General features: G+C 72.9%; 17 protein-coding genes. 14 read left to right on the top strand and 3 right to left on the bottom strand.

Features of this window, described 5'->3' with window-relative positions:
• Positions 1–147 precede the first annotated feature (147 nt).
• The 6 genes from CLV56_RS21330 to gndA all read left to right on the top strand — a co-directional run bounded on the left by CLV56_RS21330 (position 148) and on the right by gndA (position 6,556).
• On the top strand, positions 148–276 hold the full coding sequence (locus CLV56_RS21330; RefSeq protein ID WP_281254183.1) for a hypothetical protein: 129 nt from the start codon (positions 148–150) through the stop codon (positions 274–276).
• A 36-nt stretch (positions 277–312) separates the two neighbouring features.
• Positions 313–453, top strand: coding sequence for a hypothetical protein (locus CLV56_RS20490; RefSeq protein WP_157805052.1), 141 nt, complete (start codon positions 313–315; stop codon positions 451–453).
• 147 nt (positions 454–600) lie between these two features.
• Positions 601–1,554 (top strand): non-homologous end-joining DNA ligase, encoded by a 954-nt coding sequence (gene ligD / locus CLV56_RS03605; protein WP_039345602.1) that lies wholly within the window; start codon positions 601–603, stop codon positions 1,552–1,554.
• Between the two features lie 54 nt (positions 1,555–1,608).
• The gene (locus tag CLV56_RS20945; RefSeq protein WP_211287963.1) at positions 1,609–1,998 is read left to right on the top strand and encodes a hypothetical protein; all 390 of its coding nucleotides are present in this window, start codon (positions 1,609–1,611) and stop codon (positions 1,996–1,998) included.
• A gap of 91 nt (positions 1,999–2,089) precedes the next feature.
• Complete coding sequence (locus CLV56_RS21325) at positions 2,090–4,969, top strand: helix-turn-helix transcriptional regulator (protein WP_039345852.1); 2,880 nt, start codon at positions 2,090–2,092, stop codon at positions 4,967–4,969.
• 123 nt (positions 4,970–5,092) lie between these two features.
• Complete coding sequence (gndA, locus tag CLV56_RS03590) at positions 5,093–6,556, top strand: NADP-dependent phosphogluconate dehydrogenase (RefSeq protein ID WP_039345599.1); 1,464 nt, start codon at positions 5,093–5,095, stop codon at positions 6,554–6,556.
• Positions 6,557–6,967: 411 nt separating this feature from the next.
• Here gndA and CLV56_RS03585 read toward each other — a convergent pair whose 3' ends face one another.
• Positions 6,968–7,954 (bottom strand): LacI family DNA-binding transcriptional regulator, encoded by a 987-nt coding sequence (locus tag CLV56_RS03585; RefSeq protein WP_039345598.1) that lies wholly within the window; start codon positions 7,952–7,954, stop codon positions 6,968–6,970.
• A 133-nt stretch (positions 7,955–8,087) separates the two neighbouring features.
• On the opposite strand from CLV56_RS03585, the gene CLV56_RS03580 reads away from it, so the two are divergent.
• The 4 genes from CLV56_RS03580 to CLV56_RS03565 all read left to right on the top strand — a co-directional run bounded on the left by CLV56_RS03580 (position 8,088) and on the right by CLV56_RS03565 (position 13,352).
• Positions 8,088–9,821: an HAD family hydrolase gene (locus CLV56_RS03580; RefSeq protein ID WP_170224753.1), complete on the top strand. Its 1,734-nt coding sequence runs from the start codon at positions 8,088–8,090 to the stop codon at positions 9,819–9,821.
• Between the two features lie 64 nt (positions 9,822–9,885).
• The gene (locus CLV56_RS03575; protein WP_039345595.1) at positions 9,886–10,785 is read left to right on the top strand and encodes a DUF8171 family membrane protein; all 900 of its coding nucleotides are present in this window, start codon (positions 9,886–9,888) and stop codon (positions 10,783–10,785) included.
• Positions 10,782–12,518: an ABC transporter ATP-binding protein gene (locus tag CLV56_RS03570; RefSeq protein WP_100414392.1), complete on the top strand. Its 1,737-nt coding sequence runs from the start codon at positions 10,782–10,784 to the stop codon at positions 12,516–12,518. Before CLV56_RS03575 ends, CLV56_RS03570 begins: the two co-directional genes overlap by 4 nt.
• A gap of 3 nt (positions 12,519–12,521) precedes the next feature.
• Positions 12,522–13,352 (top strand): energy-coupling factor transporter transmembrane component T family protein, encoded by an 831-nt coding sequence (locus tag CLV56_RS03565; RefSeq protein ID WP_039345592.1) that lies wholly within the window; start codon positions 12,522–12,524, stop codon positions 13,350–13,352.
• 51 nt (positions 13,353–13,403) lie between these two features.
• Here the strand turns inward: CLV56_RS03565 and CLV56_RS03560 are convergent, their stop codons facing one another.
• Positions 13,404–15,620, bottom strand: coding sequence for an MMPL family transporter (locus CLV56_RS03560; protein ID WP_100415025.1), 2,217 nt, complete (start codon positions 15,618–15,620; stop codon positions 13,404–13,406).
• Positions 15,621–15,808: 188 nt separating this feature from the next.
• Between CLV56_RS03560 and CLV56_RS03555 the strand changes: the two genes are divergently transcribed.
• The 4 genes from CLV56_RS03555 (at position 15,809) to CLV56_RS03540 (ending at position 18,568) form a co-directional block, all read left to right on the top strand.
• On the top strand, positions 15,809–16,954 hold the full coding sequence (locus CLV56_RS03555; protein WP_039345590.1) for a sensor histidine kinase: 1,146 nt from the start codon (positions 15,809–15,811) through the stop codon (positions 16,952–16,954).
• The gene (locus CLV56_RS03550) at positions 16,951–17,607 is read left to right on the top strand and encodes a response regulator (protein WP_039345587.1); all 657 of its coding nucleotides are present in this window, start codon (positions 16,951–16,953) and stop codon (positions 17,605–17,607) included. Before CLV56_RS03555 ends, CLV56_RS03550 begins: the two co-directional genes overlap by 4 nt.
• Positions 17,608–17,647: 40 nt before the next feature.
• The gene (locus tag CLV56_RS03545) at positions 17,648–18,067 is read left to right on the top strand and encodes a helix-turn-helix domain-containing protein (protein ID WP_245857572.1); all 420 of its coding nucleotides are present in this window, start codon (positions 17,648–17,650) and stop codon (positions 18,065–18,067) included.
• A 66-nt stretch (positions 18,068–18,133) separates the two neighbouring features.
• Positions 18,134–18,568, top strand: a complete 435-nt coding sequence (locus CLV56_RS03540) for a VOC family protein (protein WP_039345581.1) — start codon at positions 18,134–18,136, stop codon at positions 18,566–18,568.
• 21 nt (positions 18,569–18,589) lie between these two features.
• Here the strand turns inward: CLV56_RS03540 and CLV56_RS03535 are convergent, their stop codons facing one another.
• A complete protein-coding gene (locus CLV56_RS03535) occupies positions 18,590–20,110 on the bottom strand; it encodes a SulP family inorganic anion transporter (RefSeq protein WP_039345578.1) in 1,521 nt (506 codons plus the stop codon).
• Positions 20,111–20,121 lie beyond the last annotated feature (11 nt).

Here is a 20,121-nt window from a genome sequence, read left to right as displayed (position 1 = left end):
CCCCCCAGGGGCGGGTCGAGGGCTTCTGAGGTACCTACGGCCCCGCATCTGAGGTAGCAGATACGGCAGTCGGCCGAGTTCCGCGCGTACCTCAGGAGACGACTCTTGTGTCATCGACGAGGACGGACGAGCACGAGGGGGCCCGAGATGCTGATCGCACCGGAGGAGTGGGTGGCGGCTCAGAACGCCTACCGCATCGAGAAGGCGCGCCCGCACGACGTGACGCCGGGTCGCAGGATCCGTCGTCGTCGGCGTCGTGGCGGACGCACGGCCTGAGCCCGACGCCGTACGAGAACTGAGAGGAGAAGGACCATGACCGAGTTCCTGAGCGCACTGCTGATCGTCGCGGGCGTGCTGGCGATCGCGATGATGACGCTGCGTACGGCGCACGACGGTGCACCGCGCCGCGTCGGCACCCACCACGACTTCGACAGCCGCACGCCGCCGCTGTGAGCGAGGCGGCCGAGATCGAGGCCGCCGCGTCGGCGGCGGCGGCGAGCCGGCTCGGGCCCGGCCGGGGGGTCGGCCCGGGCCGGCTCTCTGCGTCCGTGCCCGCGCGGCGCACTGGCGGTGCGCCGGAGCCGCTGCGAGGATCACCGCATGGCGGACGCCGTCGAGATCGAGATCGGGCCTCGGACCGTACGCGTGACGAACCCCGACCGCGTGTACTTCCCCGCCCGCGGCGAGACCAAGCTGGACCTGGTCGAGTACTACCTGGCGGTCTCCGACGGGATCGTCCGCGCGCTGCGGGACCGGCCGTGCATGCTGCACCGCTTCCCCAAGGGCGTCGCGGGCGACAAGGTCCACCAGAAGCGGGTCCCGGCCGGCGCGCCGCCGTGGCTGGAGACCGTCCGGGTGGAGTTCCCGCGCTACGGGCGCCACGCGTACGAGCTGTGCGTGACCGAGCCGGCGAGCGTGATCTGGGCGGTGCAGATGTCGACCGTCGAGTTCCACCCCTGGAACTCCCGGCGCGCGGACACCGAGTCCCCCGACGAGTGGCGGATCGACCTCGACCCGGGTCCGGCCTGCGACTACGCGACCGTACGGCGGGTCGCTCACGTGGTGCACGAGATCCTCGACGAGCTCGGGGCGACCGGATGGCCGAAGACCTCGGGCGGGGCGGGGATGCACGTCTACGTCCGGATCGAGCCGGGTCACGGGTTCGCCGACGTACGGCGGGCCGCGTGGGCGTTCGCGCGGGAGGTGGAGCGCCGCGCCCCCGAGGACGTCACGACGACCTGGTGGCGCAAGGACCGCGACCCGGCGGCGCTGTTCGTCGACTACAACCAGAACGCCCGCGACCACACGATCGCCGCCGCGTACTCGGTCCGCGGCGTGCCCGAGGGTCTGGTCTCCGCACCGGTGCGCTGGGACGAGATCGACGACGCGGAGCCGGCGGACTTCACGATCGCCACGATGCCCGGGCGGTTCGCCGAGGTGGGCGACCTGCACGCGGGGATCGACGACGCGGTGTTCTCCATCGCGCCGCTGTTGGAGTGGGCGGAGCGCGACGAGGCGGCCGAACCGGCCGAGCCCGACGCCGACAGTGGTTGACGCGGCCCGGACGCGCTAGCGTCGCAGGATCAGCCGCGACCGAGAGGAACGTACATGCGCAAGACTTCACTTCTCCTCGCCGCAGGAGTGGGATACGTGCTGGGCACCCGGGCCGGCCGCGAGCGGTACGACCAGATCGTGGCCCAGACGAAGAAGCTGGTCGGCAGCCAGCCGGTCCAGAGCGGGATGTCCAAGGCCGGAGACACGATCAAGACGCAGGCGCCGGTGGTCAAGGACAAGGTGACCGACACGATCAAGACGCAGGCGCCGGTCGTGAAGGACAAGGTGTCCGACGCGGCGCACAAGGTGACGGGTGGAGCGCACTCCGCCACCGACGACGCCGACATCGAGGGCACGTACTCCTCGACACCGACCGGGACCCCGGTGGACGTCGACGAGGGCCTGGCGTGGACCACGGCCGAGGAGGGCGACGCACCCCGCTGACGCGCCCGCGGTCGAGCAGGGCCGTCGGAGACCGGTCTGCTGTCCGGAATCCGTTCGAGTCCTGTCGGTGGCATCGGCCATGATGGAGAACATGGCCGACTGGAGGCCGACGACGCCGCTCGTGGGCCGCGTCGTCGAGCTCGACAAGCTCCTCGCCGCGGTCGGGGTCGACGACCCCGACGCGCGCGGGGCCGTGCTGCTCAGCGGCGACGCCGGCATGGGCAAGACGCGCCTGCTGCGCGAGACCGCGGTCCGCGCGTCGGACCTGGGTCATCGGGTGCTCGTCGGCCACTGCGTCGACCTCGGCGACGCGGGGATCCCGTACCAACCGTTCGCGGAGGTGCTGAGCGGCCTGGAACCGCCGACCCGCGCGGCTCTCGGGGAGCGTTCGCCGGTGCTCGCCGGGCTGCTCGGCGGGGGAGACCCGCCGGAGGCGGACCGCGGGGAGCTGTTCGCGGCGGTGACGGCGTCGCTGGAGACGCTCGCGACGGCGGCGCCGGTGCTGCTGGTGGTGGAGGACGCGCACTGGGCCGACGCGTCGACGCGCCACCTGCTGCGCTACGTCCTCACCCAGCGCTTCGACGGCCCGGTCCGGGTGGTGGTCTCCTACCGCAGCGACGACCTGCACCGCCGACACCCCCTGCGCAGCGACGTCGCCGAGTGGGGACGGCTGCCGGACGTCCAGCGGCTCGACCTGCGGCCGCTCGCCGCCGACGAGGTTCGAGACCTCGCGGTCTCCCGGGGTCGCACCCTGAGCACGGAGTCGCTGGACGCCATCGTCCGGCGCGCCGGCGGCAACGCGTTCATCGTCGAGGAGCTCCTGGACGTCGAGGACGGTCCGCTGCCGTGGACGCTGGCGGAGCTCCTGCTGGTGCGCCTCGACCGCCTCGACGACGACGCGCGCCAGCTGGTCCGGGTGATGGCGTGCGCGGGTGGCGAGGTCGACGACGACCTGCTGGCCCAGGTCGCCGGGCTCGACCCGGCGTCCCTGGAGACCGCGATCCGGTCCGCCCTGGACCACCGGATCCTGTCCCGCACCACCCGTGACACCTACGTGTTCCGGCACGCGCTGCTCGGCGAGGTGGTGCGTGACGACCTGCTGCCCGGTGAGCGACGCCGGCTGCACGCCGCCTACGTCGCGGCGCTCGATCCCCAGGCGCACGCCGCCGACGTGGCGCGGCACGCGATGGAGGCGGGGATGTACGAGGCGGCCTTCACCGCCAGCGTGACGGCGGCGGAGCGCGCGACCCGGGTCGCAGGGCACGAGGAGGCCGCGCAGCACTACGAGCGGGCGCTCGGGCTGGTCGACTCGGCGCCCGAGGGCACGGACACCGTCGAGCTCGTGCTCGCGGCGAGCGAGGCCCTGATCGCCGCGGGGTACGTCCGGCGAGCCGGCGACCTGGTCCGGGACCACATCGACCGTCTCGACCCCGAGGTCGCCGTGGACGACCGGGTCCGGCTCCTGATCGCCTTCGGGACGGCGTGCTCGCTGTCGGAGCGCAATCGCGAGACCGCCGAGACGCTGGAGACGCTGTTCACGCTCGTCCCGGAGGAGCCGACCGCACTGCGTGCCCAGGTCGAGAACCTCGCCGCATACCTGGCGATGTCGGAGCGGCGCGACGACGAGGCGCTGCGCTGGTCGGAGCAGGCGATCGCCCTGGCCAGACGGCTCGGTCTGCGGCGCGTCATCGACGACGCCGTGATCACTCAGACACGGGTCCGCTCGCGCACCGGCGACGACCCGGCAGCCAACCGCCGCAGGCTCGAGGAGCTGGTCGAGACCACGCGCGAGCAGGGCAACGAGGTCGGTGAGTTGCGCGCGCACCACATCCTCGCGTTCCACTTCCACGACCGCGGTGAGCTCGAGGACGCGGAGCGCGAGTTCCTCGCCGCGATGGAGCTGGCCGAGCGGGCGGGACGACGGTGGGCTCCGTACGGGTTCGACGGGCGGTTCTTCGGGTCCCTCACCGCCTATCTGCTCGGCCAGTGGGACCTCGTCGACACGCTGGGGGACGTCGAGCGCCTGCGTCCGCCGACGGTCGCGGCGGCGGCCCTGAGGGCGATCGGCCTGCTGGTGTCGGCGGGCCGTGCTGCGGACGACGGGATCGCGACGGCCGACGAGCTGCGCACGCACTGGAGCCGCGACGTCGCGCTGGCGATCTACGCGGGCACGGCTGCGATCGATCTGGCACCGGACGCCGAGTCGGCGATGCGGTGGCACGACGACCTCGTGCGGTGCCTGACCGAGGACTGGCACGACCGGTACGCCCCGGCGCGGGTGCGGATGTCCGGGCTCGCGCTGGGCCGGCTCGCGGCGGCGGCGACGACGGCCCGCGGTGCGCAGGCCGAGGCCCTGGGCGAGCGTGCCGACGCGCTGATCCGCGACGCGGAGCGCTCGGTGCAGACCCGGGGCCCGTTCGGCCCCGAGGGTGGCGCGTGGCAGGTCCGGGTGGCCGCTGAGGACGCGCGCCTGCGGAGGCTGCTGGGCGAGGAGACCGACGTCGAGGCGGAGACCGAGACCTGGCGCGACTGCGTGGCGCGGTTCGACGAGCTCGGCCACGTCTTCGAGGCCGCGCGGTCCCGTGCCCGGCTCGCCGCCGTGCTCCAGGCCCGCGGTGACCGGGCCGGCGCGGCGGGGGCCGCGGAGGAGGCCTGGCAGAGCGCGAGCAGGCTGCGTGCCGCTCCGCTCCAGGCAGAGCTGGAGGCGGTGGTCCCCCGGCGTCGCTCGAAGGCGCCGGTCGCGGACGAGTCCGAGACGTCGGGGCCCGAGCTCCCGACGCTGACGCCGCGTGAGCGGGAGGTGCTGGCACGTCTGACCGAAGGTTTGACGAACGGCCAGATCGCCTCGCGGCTCTTCATCTCGACCAAGACGGCGTCCGTCCACGTCTCCAACATCCTCGCCAAGCTGGGTGTCGCCACCCGGACCGAGGCCGCGGCGATCGCCGCCCGTCACCCCGAGCTGCTCGGCTGACGGGGGAGGACTGCCTGGCGGGAGTTGCGCCCTGCGCCGATGCGGGGTGGCGCCTAGCCTCGACTGGGGACGCCGGAGCGCTCGGCGGGACCACCACTGGCCCGAGGACGTCGGAGGTGCACGATGGACGACACGCAGGCGACCGCGCGGATCGGGGTGACCGGGCTCGCGGTGATGGGTCGCAACCTGGCCCGGAACCTCGCGCGTCACGGCTGGTCCGTCGCGCTGCACAACCGCACGTACGAGCGGACGCGCTCGTTGGTCGACGAGCACGGCGACGAGGGGACGTTCGTGCCGTCGGAGTCGATGGCCGACTTCGTCGCCTCGATCGAGCGCCCCCGCTCGGTGATCGTGATGGTGAAGGCCGGTGAGCCGACCGACGCCGTGATCGACGAGCTGGTGCCGCTGCTCGACGAGGGTGACGTGATCGTGGACTGCGGCAACGCCCACTTCCTGGACACCCGGCGCCGTGAGGCCGCGCTCCGCGAGCACGGCCTGCACTTCGTCGGCTCGGGCGTCTCCGGCGGGGAGGAGGGAGCGCTGCACGGCCCGAGCATCATGCCCGGCGGATCCGACCACGCGTACGAGACCCTCGGGCCGATGTTCGAGTCGATCGCGGCCGAGGTCGACGGCACCCCGTGCTGCACCCACGTCGGAGCGGACGGCGCCGGCCACTTCGTGAAGATGGTGCACAACGGCATCGAGTACGCCGACATGCAGCTGATCGCGGAAGCGTACGACCTGCTGCGGCACGGCACCGGCGCCGATCCTGCGCGGATCGCCGAGATCTTCTCGGACTGGAACGGCGGCGAGCTCGAGTCGTACCTGATCGAGATCACCGCCGACGTGCTCGGCCACACCGACGCGGAGACGGGCCGACCGTTCGTCGACGTCGTGCTGGACCAGGCCGAGCAGAAGGGCACGGGCCGCTGGACGGTCCAGAACGCGCTCGAGCTCGGCGTGCCGGTCACCGCGATCGCGGAGGCGACATTCGCCCGGTCGCTGTCCGGGCACGCAGACCAGCGTGAGGCGGTCCGGGCGGCCTATGCGCAGGTCGATCCGGCCGTTGACTCCGCCCCGCTCGCCGGTGAGGAGGCCGACCGCTTCGTCGAGGACGTGCGACGCGCGCTCTATGCGTCGAAGGTGCTCGCGTACGCGCAGGGCTTCGACCAGATCCGCGCCGGGAGCGACGAGTACGGATGGGGGATCGACCTGGGTTCGATGGCGACGATCTGGCGCGGGGGCTGCATCATCCGGGCACGGTTCCTCGACCGGATCCGCGAGGCGTACGACTCCGACCCCGACCTGACCTCGCTGCTCGTCGCGCCGTTCTTCCGCGACGCGGTGGCGGACGGGCTCCCTTCGTGGCGGCGTGTCGTCGCGACCGCCGCCCGGCTCGGTGTCCCGGCGCCGGCGTTCTCGACCTCGCTCGCGTCGTTCGACGCCCTGCGGGCCGAGCGCCTCCCGGCGGCGCTCATCCAGGGGCTGCGGGACGACTTCGGCGCCCACACGTACCGCCGGGTCGACAAGCCCGGCACGTTCCACACGCTCTGGGCCGGCGACCGCTCCGAGGAGTCTCGCGACTGACCGCCTCGCGGACTCCCCAGCCGGTCGTCCCCCGACGGTCTCCCGGCGGATCCGCCCGGGCGGTCTTCCGGCGGATCCGCCCCGGCGGTCTTCCTAGCCAACTGGGGAAGCCTTCACTGGGCTGGGGAGGTTTCCCGCGTCCAGTGCGGGACTCCCCAGCCAACTGGGCAGCCCGTCATCGGAGGCGAGCTGCGGACTCCCCAGCGCGTCCCCCGACGGTCTCCCGGCGGATCCGCCCGGGCGGTCTTCGTAGCCAACTGGGGAAGCCTTCACCGGGCTGGGGAGGTTTCCCGCGTCCAGTGCGGGACTCCCCAGCCAACTGGGCAGCCCGCCATCGGAGGCGAGCTGCGGACTCCCCAGCCGGCTGGGGAGTCTCCGGACCGGCACCCGCCCAGCCGGCTACGAAGACCGTCAGGCACTCGACGATCGGACGCGCAGCACGGGGGTGAGGACGGCGTGGCGGTCCTCCGACCGGCCCCCCGCTCGCTCGCGCAGCAGGTCGAGCGCGGTCCCACCGAGTGCTGCACCTCGCTGGTCGACGCTGCTCAGTCGGGGCCGTACGCGCGCGGCGAGATCGGTGTCGTCGTACCCGATCACCGCGAGGCGCTCCGGCACGGCGATCCCGCGGTCGACGGCGCGGTCGAGCAGGTCGACCGCGAGCAGGTCGTGGTTCGCGAACACCGCGGTCGCGTCGCTGTCCAGCACGGCGTCGATCGAGTCGTCCCGGGCGTCGTCGCCCACCACGTGCACGGTCCCGTCTCCGAGTCCGGCCGCCCGCATCGCCTCCGCGTAGCCTGCGCGGCGCGCCCGCGCTGCCGGTCGGGTCGAGGCGGTGGCGAACGCGATCCGTCGATGGCCGGCCCCGAGCAGGTGCTCGGTCGCGAGCCGGGCGCCGTGCCGGTCGTCGCCGGCGACGTTGTCGACGCCGGCCGGCAGCGACTCGGGTCGTCCGACGACCGTGACCGGGACCTCGCGCGCGACCGAGGACAGGACCTCCGGCTCGACGCGGGAGCTCACCACGACGAGGCCGTCGACGTTGAGCTCGAGGAACGTGTGGAGGTGCGCGGCCAGCCGACCGGGGTCGCGTCGGCCGTTCGCGAGCAGGGTCGTCAGTCCGGCCGTGGTCGCCGCGTCCTCCACCCCGAGGGCGACCTCGGCGTGGTACGGGTTCGTCAGGTCGGTGACCACCACGCCGACCTGCCCGGTCCGGCCCTGGACGAGCGCGCGTGCGAGCGAGTTCGAGCGGTAGCCGAGGTCGGCTGCGGCCTGCTTGATCCGGGCCCGGGTGGTGTCGCTGACGCCCGCGTCGTCGCGCAGGGCGAGCGAGACGAGGGACTTGGAGACGCCTGCGCGCTCGGCGACGTCGCGGATCGTGGGCCGTCGGCTCCTCGTGGTCACGCCCCCATCCTGCCTCGCGGCCCTCGCCCCCGCCCATGGTCACGGCGCGGATTCCTGGAACGTTCCAGATCGTTCACCTGCTGGACACCGTCCGGGCCGGTCACGTTCACCGGTGGCCACCAGCGTGGTCATCGTGACCACCACGGACCTGCCGCCGACGCTGCGGCCCCCAGCCGATCCGCATTCCCCGCGGCCGGCCGACGAGGACGCGTCCCTCGTGCCGCCGGCGCTCGCCGTACGGCCGGAGGTGCTGCTGCTCGACTTCGGCGGCGTCGTGTTCGAGACCCGCAAGCGCCCGGAGGGCATGACCGATGCGGCCGCCCTCGTCGCCGACGTGCTCGGCCGGGCGGGCCACGCCGTCGCCGTCGACGACATCGCCGAGTCGATGCGCGCGGGGACGAAGGCCCTGACCCATTGGAAGCACGCGATGGGACGGACCCAGCGACCGGCCGAGCTCACCCACCGGATGCTGTGGGAGGAGTTCCTGCTCGCCGACCAGTCGGAGCCCGTGCGCGCCACCGCTGCCGCCGCCGGCGCGCGGCTGATGGAGCTGATCAACCCGCTGCTGAACGATCACCTGGTCCGCGACGGCGCCGAGGACCTGCTCCGCACCGCGCGCGAGGCGGGGATCCGGGTCGGGATCGTGAGCAACGCTCACGCCGGTCGTGCCCACCGCCGCCTGATGCGCGAGCACGGGCTCGAGCGGTTCGTGGCGGTGCAGCTGTACTCCGACGAGGTCGGAGTCCGCAAGCCGAACCCGGAGATGATCGAGCGTGCCGCCCGTGCGCTCGGCTCCGTGCCGCAGCACTGCTGGTACGTGGGCGACACCCAGGACCGCGATGTCCAGGCGGGCCGGCGCGCCGGGGTCGGCGCGGTGCTGCTCACGCGCAGCAAGCACACCGACGCGCCGCCGTTCGGGGTTCGCGACACGGCCGACCTCGTCGTCGACGCGCCCGCCGACCTCGTGGCCGTCCTGCGTGAGGCCGCGCCGCGGGGACCCTCGACCGGGGGACCGGACGCCGGGGGACCGGACGCTACCGCAGCGACCGCGCCGCCGTCCGCGCCTGCCGCTGCCCCGCGCCGCCGCCCGCGTGCGCTGCTGCTGGACCAGGGCGGCGTGCTGACCACGTCGGAGAAGCGGACCGACGGCCTCGCGGCGCTCGCCCGCGAGACGGCTGCCCGGTTGCGTGCGGCCGGGCACCAGGTCCCGGACCTCGCGATGGCCGACGCGCTGGCGCGCGGCCGCGAGGCGTACGCCGAGCACAAGGCCGCCGAGACCGACACCGTCGACCGCACCCCGGTCGCGTACGAGGTGGACGCGCGGACGTTCTGGGGCGAGATGGTCGCTCCCGGGTTCGACGCCGGGGCGCGCTCCTGGCTGCTCGCCGAGGCCGAGGACCTGAACCACCGCTACGCCCGGGCCAAGAGCACCGCCCGGCTGCGCGACGGGGTCGCCGACCTGCTGCGCTGGTGCCGCGCGAACGACGTCAAGGTCGGCGTCGTCTCCAACACGATCTGCGGCCGCAGCGGTCGGGAGCGGCTGGAGCGCGCCGGAGTCGCCGACCTGATCGGCGTGCACCTCTACTCCGACGAGGTCGGCCGCCGCAAGCCCGACCCGGCGATCGTCGCCGAGGCCGTCCGTGCGCTCGACGTCGACCCGGCCGACTGCTGGTTCGTCGGCGACAAGCCGTGGCGCGACGTCGCCGCCGCCCGGGCTGCGGGCGTGGGCACCACGGTCGTCGTACGCGGTGGTGCCCCCGACGGCGACGCCCTGGCCGCGTCTCTGGGCGAGCACCGTCCTGACCTGCTGCTCGCTTCGATGACCGACGTGCACGACGCGTTGCGCAGCGCCGCCGACGCGCCCTGACCGCCGCACGACCACCCGCCACCCGCCGTACGACCCGTCCGACCCAGACCCCCAGGAGATTCCGATGTCCGAGTCCACCACCACCCGCAGGCGCTTGCGCGAACCTGCCCCCGACCTGACCTCGTCGCAGAAGCTGATGGTCTTCGTCCTGTCGATGACGCTGTTCGGCCTCGCCAACATCGTCACCGAGGTGCTCCCCGAGATCACCGTCGGCCCGGTCGAGCTGTCGGTGTCGTACCTCGCGTTCGTCCCCGTCCTGATGGTGAGCCTCTTCCACCCGCTCTACGCCGCGCTCGGCGCCCCGCTCGGCGAGATCGTGTTCGTGGATCTCCTGATGGGCAACTTCTCGGGCATCGGCGAGGTCGAGGGCTACCTCCAGATGGCGCTCGGGCTGTATGTCGCCGGCTCGCTCGTGCGCGACCCCCGCAAGCGCTGGCAGGTCGCGTCCGCGGCGATGATCGCGGTCCTGATCGACAAGGGAGTCGGCGGGATCGTCGACTTCACCAAGGTGTGGGTCGGCGTCGAGGACGCCGAGTACGTCGACGGTCTCCCGGAGTCGATCCTCATGCTCGAAGGGATCGCCTTCACCACCGACTTCGTGATCAGCGGCGTGCTCTTCGGAGCGATCCCCGCCGCCTACCTCGCGCCGCGGCTGTACGGCAAGATCGAGCCGCTGATGGGCATGGCGCCGCGCGATCCCGCCCGCCGCACGCCCGGGCTCGCGCGCTCCAGTGCGGCCTTCATCGCGCTGGCCGTCCTGCTGATGTTCGCCTCGGCCGTCTTCGCGTTCATGGAGGCCGCCGACATGGCGTACGGCTCGTGGGAGCCTGACTTCCTCGACCAGTACGGCCTGAGCTTCCTGTGGGTGTCGGTCGCGGTCTGCGCGATCGTGCTGATCGGCATCGTGATCACGGCGCGGATCGTGGCCCAGGAACGGCGCGACGAGGTCGGACGGCAGCGGTGACGGACCCGGTCATCGAGGTCGACGGGTTCCGGTTCCGCTATCCCGGAGCGGACGAGGACACCCTGCGCGGGGTCGACCTCACGATCGAGGCCGGCGACTTCGTCGCGGTGGTCGGCGGCAACGGCTCGGGCAAGACGACGCTGTGCAAGACGTTCAACGGGCTGGTTCCGCACTTCTGGTCCGGCGACGTCGACGGGAGCGTCCGCGTCGCCGGACACGACGTCGCCGGCTCGTCGGTCGCGGCGTTGTCGCGGCTGGTCGGCTACGTCTACCAGGACTTCGGCAACCAGCTCGTACGGCCGACCGTGCGCGACGACGTCGCGTTCGGCCCGGTCAACTACGGGCTCGCCGACCACGCCGAGCGGACCGCCGCCGCGCTCGAGACGCTCGGGATCGCCGCGATCGCCGACCGGTTCGTGTGGGAGCTGTCCGGTGGGCAGCAGCACCTCACGGCGCTCGCCGGTGTGCTCGCGATGCGGCCCGAGGTGATCGTCGTCGACGAGCCGGTGGCCGAGCTCGACCCTGCCCGTGCGGAGGAGACCTACCGGATGCTCGCCCGGATCAACGAGCGCGGCACCACGGTCGTGGTGATCGAGCACCACGCCGAGCTGGTCGCCCGCTACGCCCGCAGCGTGGTGCTGATGGCCGACGGGCGGGTCCGGTGGCACCGTGGCGTGCGCGAGGCGCTGGCCAGCACGGCCGACCTCGCTGCCCACGGCATCCCGGCACCGCAGGTCGTGCAGGCGACAGCGCGGCTCGTGCCGCACGCCCCCGTCCCGCTGTCGGTGGACGAGGCGGCGACGGCGCTGCGTTCCGCCGGGGTAGGCGCCGCGGGCGCGCCGCCGATCGCGGGCTCTGCGGCCGCGGACGCGGGTCCCCCGAGCTCGGGTGCCCCGGTCGCCACGCTGAGGGGGGTGACCCACGGCTACCGCGACGTGCACGGCCGCACGTCTCGCGTGCTCGACGACGTGGACCTGAGCCTCCACGAGGGCGAGCGGATCGCGGTGGTCGGCTCGAACGGCGCCGGGAAGTCGACGCTGCTGCGGCTGCTGACGGGGCTGATGGTGCCGAGGGCCGGCACGGTGACGGTGGACGGCGCCGACACGCGCGCGACCCGTCCGGTCGACCTCGCGGACCGGGTCTGCTACCTGTACCAGCGGCCGGAGCAGATGTTCCTGAAGGACTGCATCCGCGACGACGTCGCGATGTTCCCCACGGGTCGCGGCCGACCCGACGCCGCCGCGATCGTCGACGACGTGCTCGTACGCCTGCGGCTGGCGGAGCTCGCCGACCGCGACGGCCGGACCCTGTCGGGCGGACAGCAGCGTCGCGCGACGCTCGGGATCGGGCTGGCGACGACGCCCCGGCTCCTGCTCCTCGACGAGCCGACCGCGAGCCTGGACGTCGGCACCCGCGAGGACGTCACGGCCATGCTGCAGATGCTGGCCGAGCACATCCGCTGCGTCGTGGTCGCGACCCACGACATGCACCTGGTCGCCGAGTGGGCCGACCGGGTGATCGTGCTGCACCAGGCGCGCGTCCTGGCCGACCTGACGCCGTCGGAGCTGTTCGACACCCCGGACCTGCTGGAGACGGTCAATCTGGTGCCGCCGCAGATCACCGAGCTCGGGCGAGCGATGGGCATCCACCCGCCGCCCCTGGGAGTCGACGCGTTCGTCGGCGCGTTCGAGCACGCCGGCGCGAGCGTGCTCGCCACGATCGGGGAGGGCTGAGCCGTGCGCAAGCACCGCGACGTGCTGTCGGTGGAGTGGGTCAAGCTGGAGCTGCTGCGCACGGCGTACGCCACCCGGGGCGGGCTGCTCGCCCGGCGTGACCCGCGGGTCGTGGTCTGCTGGTACCTCGTGCTCGCGATCGTCCCGTGGCTCACCCACAACGTGACGACGCTGGCCGTGCTGTTCGGGATGTGCGCCGCGACCGTGCTGGCGTGCCGGGTCGGTCCGCTGATCCTGGGGCTCTTCGCGTTCGGGCTGCTCACCGAGACCACCTACCTGCTGATCGTCGCCTGGTTCTTCGACGGCGACGTGAACACGGTGGTCTCGCTGCTCACGCTCACGCTCAAGCTCGGGACGGTCTCGCTCGCGAGCATGGCGGCGTTCGTCTCCCTCGATCCCGAGAAGCTCTCCGACGCGCTGATCAGCATGCGTGCTCCGGCGATGCTGAGCTTCGGGGTCAGCTACGGGTATCGCATGCTGCCGATCCTGATGGACGAGTTCCACACGATCGTCGACGGGCAGCGTCTACGGACGGCCCCGCTCGAGCGGCGTGGCTGGTGGCGGCTCAAGGTGCCGGTCCGCGTCGCGACGACCCTGGTCCAGGGCTTCTACCCGATGATGCTCAACACCGCGAAGCGCACCAGGACGACCGTCGAGGCGCTCGAGACCCGCGGCTTCACCTTCGCCGGGGAGAGTGCCGCGGGACGCCGGATCAGGCTCGCGTACCTGCACGTCGGACCGGCCGACGTGGTGCTGATGGTCGCGACGCTCGCGCTGGTCGCGGTCGCGTTCGCGGTCGGCGCCGAGCACCCGGTCTACGCACGCGACTTCTGAGCCGGACGGCGGGGGTGCCGGACCCGAGGGCATCCCCGCCGTCCCTCGGGATCACACCCCGGTGGGCTCCGGCTCCGGCTCCGGCTCCGGCGACGGCCGCTCGTCGGCGTGATCGCCGGCCGGGTCGTCCGCGTCGTGCGTGCCGTCGCTCGCCGGCAGGATCCGGTCGAGCCAGCCGGGCAACCACCAGGTGCGCTCGCCGAGGAGGGTCATGGCGGCGGGCACGAGCACCAGCCGCACCACCGTGGCGTCGATCAGGATCGCGGTGGCCAGGCCGAGGCCCATCATCTTCACCACCGGGTCCGCGCCCATCGCGAACCCGAGGAACACCGAGATCATGATGAGCGCGGCCGAGGTGATCACCCGGGCCGTACGCGCGATCCCGACGATCACCGACCGCCCGTTGTCGCGGGTGCGGAGGTACTCCTCCCGGATCCGCGAGATCAGGAACACCTCGTAGTCCATGGACAGGCCGAACAAAATCGCGAACATGAACAGCGGGATGAACGACACGATCGGCACCGTCGTCTCCACACCGATCAGACCCAGGCCCCAACCCCACTGGAACACCATCACCAGCACGCCGTACGCGGCGCCGATGCTCAGCAGGTTCAGCGCCGCGGCCTTCAGCGGGACCAGCACGGACCGGAACATCACCGTGAGCAGCACGAACGAGAGCAGCACCACGGCGAGGACGAACCACGGCAGCCGCTCCTGGACACGGTCGCCGAGATCACTGAAGGCGGCCGTCTGCCCGCCGACGTGGGCGTGCGCGTCGCCGTCGAGCACCTGCCCGAACACCTCGGTGCGCAACCGGTCGATCGTGGCACGCGTGGTGTCGTCCTGCGGTCCGGTCGTCGGATAGGCGACGAGGGTGGCGACGCCCGTGTCACCGTGCAGCTGCGCCGGTGCGACGGCGGCGACCCCCGGGTCGGAGACCACGGCCGTGCGCAGCGGTTCCAGCACCGCCGGGTCGCCGGCGGTGTCGACGGCGATCACGAGCGGACCGTTGCTGCCGGGGCCGAACCCGTCCGCGACCAGGTCGTACGCGCGCCGCTCCGTCCGCGACTCCGGGTACGTTCCGTCGTCGGGGAATCCCAGCTGGAGCGAGAGCACCGGCGCGGCGAGCGCCAGCAGCGCGACGGCGGCACCGACGACGTACGCGCGGGGGTGCCGCGACACGTGGCCGCCCCAGCGCCACCAGCCGGCGCCGACGCTCGGGTGCGTCGCCGCGTCCCTGCGCCTGCGCACGCCACCGCGGCCGATCCGATGGCCCGCCAGCCCGAGCAGCGCGGGCAGCAGCGTGACCGCGGCCAGCGCCATCACGGCGACGATGAGACTGATCGCGACGCCGCCGGCGGTCACGAACGGGATCCCCGCGACGAGCAGACCGAGGATCGCGATCACCACGGTGCCGCCGGCGACCAGCACGGCCCGTCCGGCGGTCGCGACGGCGCGTCCGGCCGCCTCGTCGACCGCATGACCGCGGGCGAGGAACTCGCGGTGCCGGGTCACCACGAACAGCGCGTAGTCGATGCCGACGCCCAACCCGATCATCCCGCCGAGCACCGGCGCCCAGCTCGGCACGTCGATCAGGAACGCGACCAGCGTCATCGCGCTCGTGCTCACCGCGAGCCCGGTCAGGGCGATCCCGATCGGGAGACCGGCAGCGACGATCGAGCCGAACGCCACCAGCAGGACGAGCAGGGCGACGATCAGCCCCACCACCTCGCCGACTCCCGTCGGTGGCTCCTCGAAGGCGAAGAACAGGTCGCCGCCCATCTCGATCTGGAGGACTTCGGCCTCAGGACCGTCGGCGATCCCCTTGAGCTCGTCGAGGTCCGCCGCACGGAGGTCGTCGACCGGCGGGTACTGCACCCGGATCAGGGCGATGCGCCCGTCCTCGGAGATCCCGCCGCTCTGGCCGGCCAGCGGGTCCGTCACGTCGAGCACCGAGCCCAGCGCGAGAATCCGACCGCGCAACGCGTCGAGCGCCTCACGGGTCTGGGGCGAGTCGGCGATGGCGGCGCCGCCGCGCGGCGTCACGACCACCTGGGCGGTCACCCCCGCCTGGTCCGCACCTGCGGCGGAGAGCATCGCCGCCGCCTTCTGCGAGTCCAGCCCGGGGGCGTCGAACGAGTCCTCCAGGTCCCGGCCGACGGCACCGGAGGTGACGATCACCGCCGCGGCGACCACGATCCAGGTCGACACCACGACCCAGGGACGACGGGCCGCGAACCGACCCCAGCGATACAGACGAGACGACATGGCGAGCTCCTCCTCCTGGTCGGCGGCGGACGGACCGGGTGGTCGCGGTGCCGACGCCTCATCGTGGCGACGCGGCGCCTGGTGCCACATCGGCAACGAGGCCGGTCTCGCCTCGGCCGATCGGCCGAGCGCCACGTGGCCGCGAGAGGGACCCGCGAGCGTCCGGTGTTCTCTACGCTGAGGGCGTGATGGCAGACGTGGTCCGCTCCTGGTGGACCGAACCCCGGGCGCCGGGCGCGCCCCGCCGGGTGACGCGCGACTGGTTCGTCTCCGGCGCGATGGTGGTCGCCGTCGCGGCGGAGGGGTCGCTGCGGCCCGACGTGCCGGCGCGGGCCGTCTCGATCGTCCTGGGGCTGCTCGTCGCGGTCGCGCTGATGTTCCGCCGCACCCACCCGCTGCCGAGCGTCCTGCTGGCGTTCGGTCCGGTGATCGCGGTCGACGTGATCTCGCTGGCGACGACCCGGGCGCAGGTCGGTCTGTACGCGGTCGCGGCGGTGCTGATCCTCGCGTACGCGCTGTTCCGCTGGGGCTCCGGTCGCGAGAGGCTCGGCGGGCTGGTGGTGATGGGAGTCGCCGCGGGGCTCGGGCTCGCGCTGGACTACCAGGGCGTGGTGGACTCGATCGCCGGCTGCCTCGTGCTGCTGTTCCCCTGCGTGCTCGGGGCGACGGTCCGCTACCGCTCCACGGCGCGCACGCGCGAGATCGACCAGGTCCGGCTGCGTGAGCGCGAGGAGTTCGCCCGGGAGCTCCACGACACGGTCGCGCACCACGTGTCCGCGATCGCGATCCGCGCGCAGGCCGGCCAGGTGGTCGCGACCACCGACCCGGCCGCGGCCCGCGAGGCGCTCGAGGTGATCGAGGAGGAGGCGTCGCGGACGCTCACCGAGATGCGCGTGATGGTCGGTGCCCTCCGCGAGCACGAGGCGGAGGACCGGACGCCCCAGCGCGGGATCGCGGACCTGGACGCGCTCGCGCGCACCGTCGCGGGCCCGCCGCTGGTCGAGGTCGTCGCCGAGGGGCAGCTCGTCGGTCTGAGGCCGTCGGTGGAGGCGGCCGTCTACCGGCTCGCGCAGGAGTCGGTGACCAACGCGCTGCGCCACGCGCGCCACGCGAGCCGCGTCGAGGTCCGCGTCACCGGCACCTCCGAGCAGGTCCGTCTCGTGGTCTCCGACGACGGCGAGGTCATCACCCGCACGCGTGTGCCCGACGGCTACGGGCTGCTCGGGATGAGAGAACGGGTCGCGCTCCTCGGCGGCAGCCTCGCCGCCGGGCCGGGGGCCGTCGCCGGCTGGACGGTCGTCGCGGACCTGCCGCGGAACGGGGGCCGAGGATGACGATCCGCGTCCTCATCGCCGACGACCAGGACCTCGTCCGCACGGGGCTGGCGATGATCCTGGGCTCCGACCCCGACATCACGGTGGTGGGCGAGGCGGTCGACGGCGTCGAGGCCGTCGCGCTCGCGCGGGAGCTCCGGCCCGACGTCTGCCTGTTCGACGTGCGGATGCCCCGGCTGGACGGGATCGAGGCCACGCGCCTCCTGGCGGGCCCGGACGTCGACGACCCGCTGCCGGTCGTCGTGATCACGACGTTCGACGTCGACGAGTACGTCCACGGGGCCCTGAAGGCCGGCGCACGGGGATTCCTGCTGAAGGACGCCGGCCCCGCGCTGCTCTTCCAGGCCGTACGGGCCGCCGTGGCGGGCGACGCCCTGATCGCGCCGAGCGTGACCGCGCGGCTGCTGTCGGCCTTCGTGGAGACTCCGCTGCGAACACCGCCGATGCAGCCGACCGAGCCGCTCACCGAGCGCGAGGAGGACGTGCTGCTGACCGTGGCGCGGGGCAGGACGAACGCCGAGATCGCCGACGAGCTCTACATCAGCCTCAGCACCGTCAAGACGCACCTGGCGAGCATCATGGCGAAGCTGGGCGCACGCAACCGCGTCGAGATCGCGATGTGGGCCTACGAGACCGGGCGGATGGACGGGTGACGGCCACAGCGGTCACCGGCGGATGGGCCGGGTGGGCTCCGTGACCGCACGCCGCCCGCCGCTCGACCTGCTCGTCGGTCTGCGCCGTGCGCGCGATCTCGCGGACCGCAGCTACGCCGAGCCGCTCGACCTCGACGCCCTGGCGCGCGCGGCCAGGGTCTCGAAGTACCACTTCGTCCGCACCTTCGCCGCAGAGTACGGCCGGACGCCCGCGCAGTACCTGCGGGAGCGGCGGATCGAGCGGGCGCAGGATCTCCTGCGCGCCACCAACCTCACGGTCACCGAGGTGTGCCACGAGGTCGGGTTCACCAGCCTGGGATCGTTCAGCAGCACGTTCCGGGCGTTGGTCGGGTGCACGCCACGCGACTACCAGCGCCGCTACGCACGGACCGGTGCCCCGCGGATCCCGGGGTGCTACGTGCTCATGCACGGGCTCAGCGACCGCGCACGCCCCGACTGAGCAAGGCTGGAGAAGCGCCGGCGCTCGTGCTCCGCCTACCGTCGAGGGACGACACGAGGAGGGACGATGATCACCCACATCTCACTGGTGACGCTCTGGGTCACCGACCAGGACGCCGCGCGGGACTTCTACACCGATCTGCTCGGCTTCGAGGTGCAGACCGACCAGACCCTCGGCGACGGGTTCCGGTGGTTGACGATCGCACACCCCGATCAGCCGGAGGTCCAGGTCACCCTGATGAAGCCGGGGCCGCCGGCCGACCCGGCGCTGAGTGACGCGATCGAGCGGTCGCTCGCCAACGGCACGATGAGCGGGTTCGGGGTCGCGACCGACGACTGTCGCAAGACCTACGAGGAGCTCTCGGCGAAGGGCGTCACGTTCGTGCAGCCGCCGTCGGAGCGGCCCTACGGCGTCGAGGCCGTCATGCGGGACAACTCCGGGAACTGGCTGGTCCTGGTCGAGCAGCGCGCGTACGACGGTGGCGACTTCCCCCACGCATGACCCCGTCCTCGCACGGCCGGCTCAGTGGCCGGCGCCGAGGTGGCCGCTGAGCCGGTCGTGCATCGCGGCGCTCGCCTCGTTCAGACCGACGATCGAGACGCGGTGGCCGCGGGACTCGAACTTCGTCTGCACCGCGTCGAGCGCCGCCACCGTCGAGGCGTCCCACACGTGGGCGTCGCTGAGGTCGATCACGACGTTCGTCGGCGCGTTGACGTAGTCGAACTGCGTCGTGAGGTCGTTGCTGGTGGCGAAGAACAGCTCGCCGGTGACCGCGTAGACGTGGGTGTCGTCGCCGATCGCCGCGACGTCGGCGACCCGCGTCATGTGCGCCACCCGCCGGGCGAACAGCACCATCGCGGTGAGCACGCCGGCCCCGACGCCGATCGCCAGGTTGTGGGTCGCCACCACCACGACCACCGTCGTGATCATGACCGTGGTCTCCGACCGCGGCATCCGCCGCAGCGTCGCCGGGCGGATGCTGTGCCAGTCGAACGTGGCGGCCGAGACCATCAGCATGACCGCGACGAGCGCCGCCATCGGGATGATCGCCACGAGATCGCCGAACCCGACCACCAGCACGAGCAGCAGCACGCCGGCGAGGAACGTCGAGACGCGGCTGCGTGCACCCGAGACCTTCACGTTGATCATCGTCTGCCCGATCATCGCGCAGCCACCCATGCCGCCGAAGAAGCCGGTGACGACGTTGGCGACGCCCTGCCCCCACGCCTCACGGGTCTTGTCCGAGCGGGTGTCGGTGACGTCGTCGACGAGCTTGGCCGTCATCAGCGACTCCAGCAGGCCCACGACCGCCATCGCGAGCGCGTACGGTGCGATGATCCGCAGCGTCTCGAGGTTCAGCGGCACGTCGGGAACGAGCAGCGACGGCAGGCTCTCGGGGAGCGCGCCCTCGTCCCCGACGGTCGGGACGGCCACGGCGGTCGTCACCGTGACCACGGTCAGCACGACGATCGCGACCAGCGGAGCCGGGACCGCCTTGGTGATCCGGGGGAGGAGCCAGATGATGCCGATCCCGAGAGCGACCAGGGGGTAGACGAGCCAGTCGACGTCGACGAGGTGCGGCAGCTGCGCCAGCGCGATGAGGATCGCCAGCGAGTTCACGAACCCGACCATGACGCTGCGCGGGATGAACCGCATCAGCCGGGCGGCGCCGGACAGGCCGAGCAGGACCTGGAACACGCCGGCGAGGATCACGGTGGCGATCAGGTAGTCCAGCCCGTGCTCCTTCGCGACCGGCGCGACCACGACCGCGACCGCCGCGGTCGCGGCCGAGATCATCGCCGGCCGGCCGCCGACGAACGCGATCGTGACCGCCATCGTGAACGACGCGAACAGACCGACCCGCGGATCGACCCCCGCGATGATCGAGAACGAGATCGCCTCCGGGATCAGCGCCAGCGCGACCACGAGGCCGGCCAGGCCCTCGGTCCGCAGCAGCCGGGGCGAACGAAGGACCTCGCGGACGGTCGGGGACCCGCTCGGGGTCGGCGTGCCGCTCGCGGGCGCGGTCGGGCTCGGACGCACGGGGTCTCCGT

The organism is Mumia flava (genome assembly GCF_002797495.1).
GTDB lineage: Bacteria > Actinomycetota > Actinomycetes > Propionibacteriales > Nocardioidaceae > Mumia > Mumia flava.
Note: the sequence above shows the minus strand (reverse complement) of the source record. Positions and strands in the feature narration are given on the sequence as shown.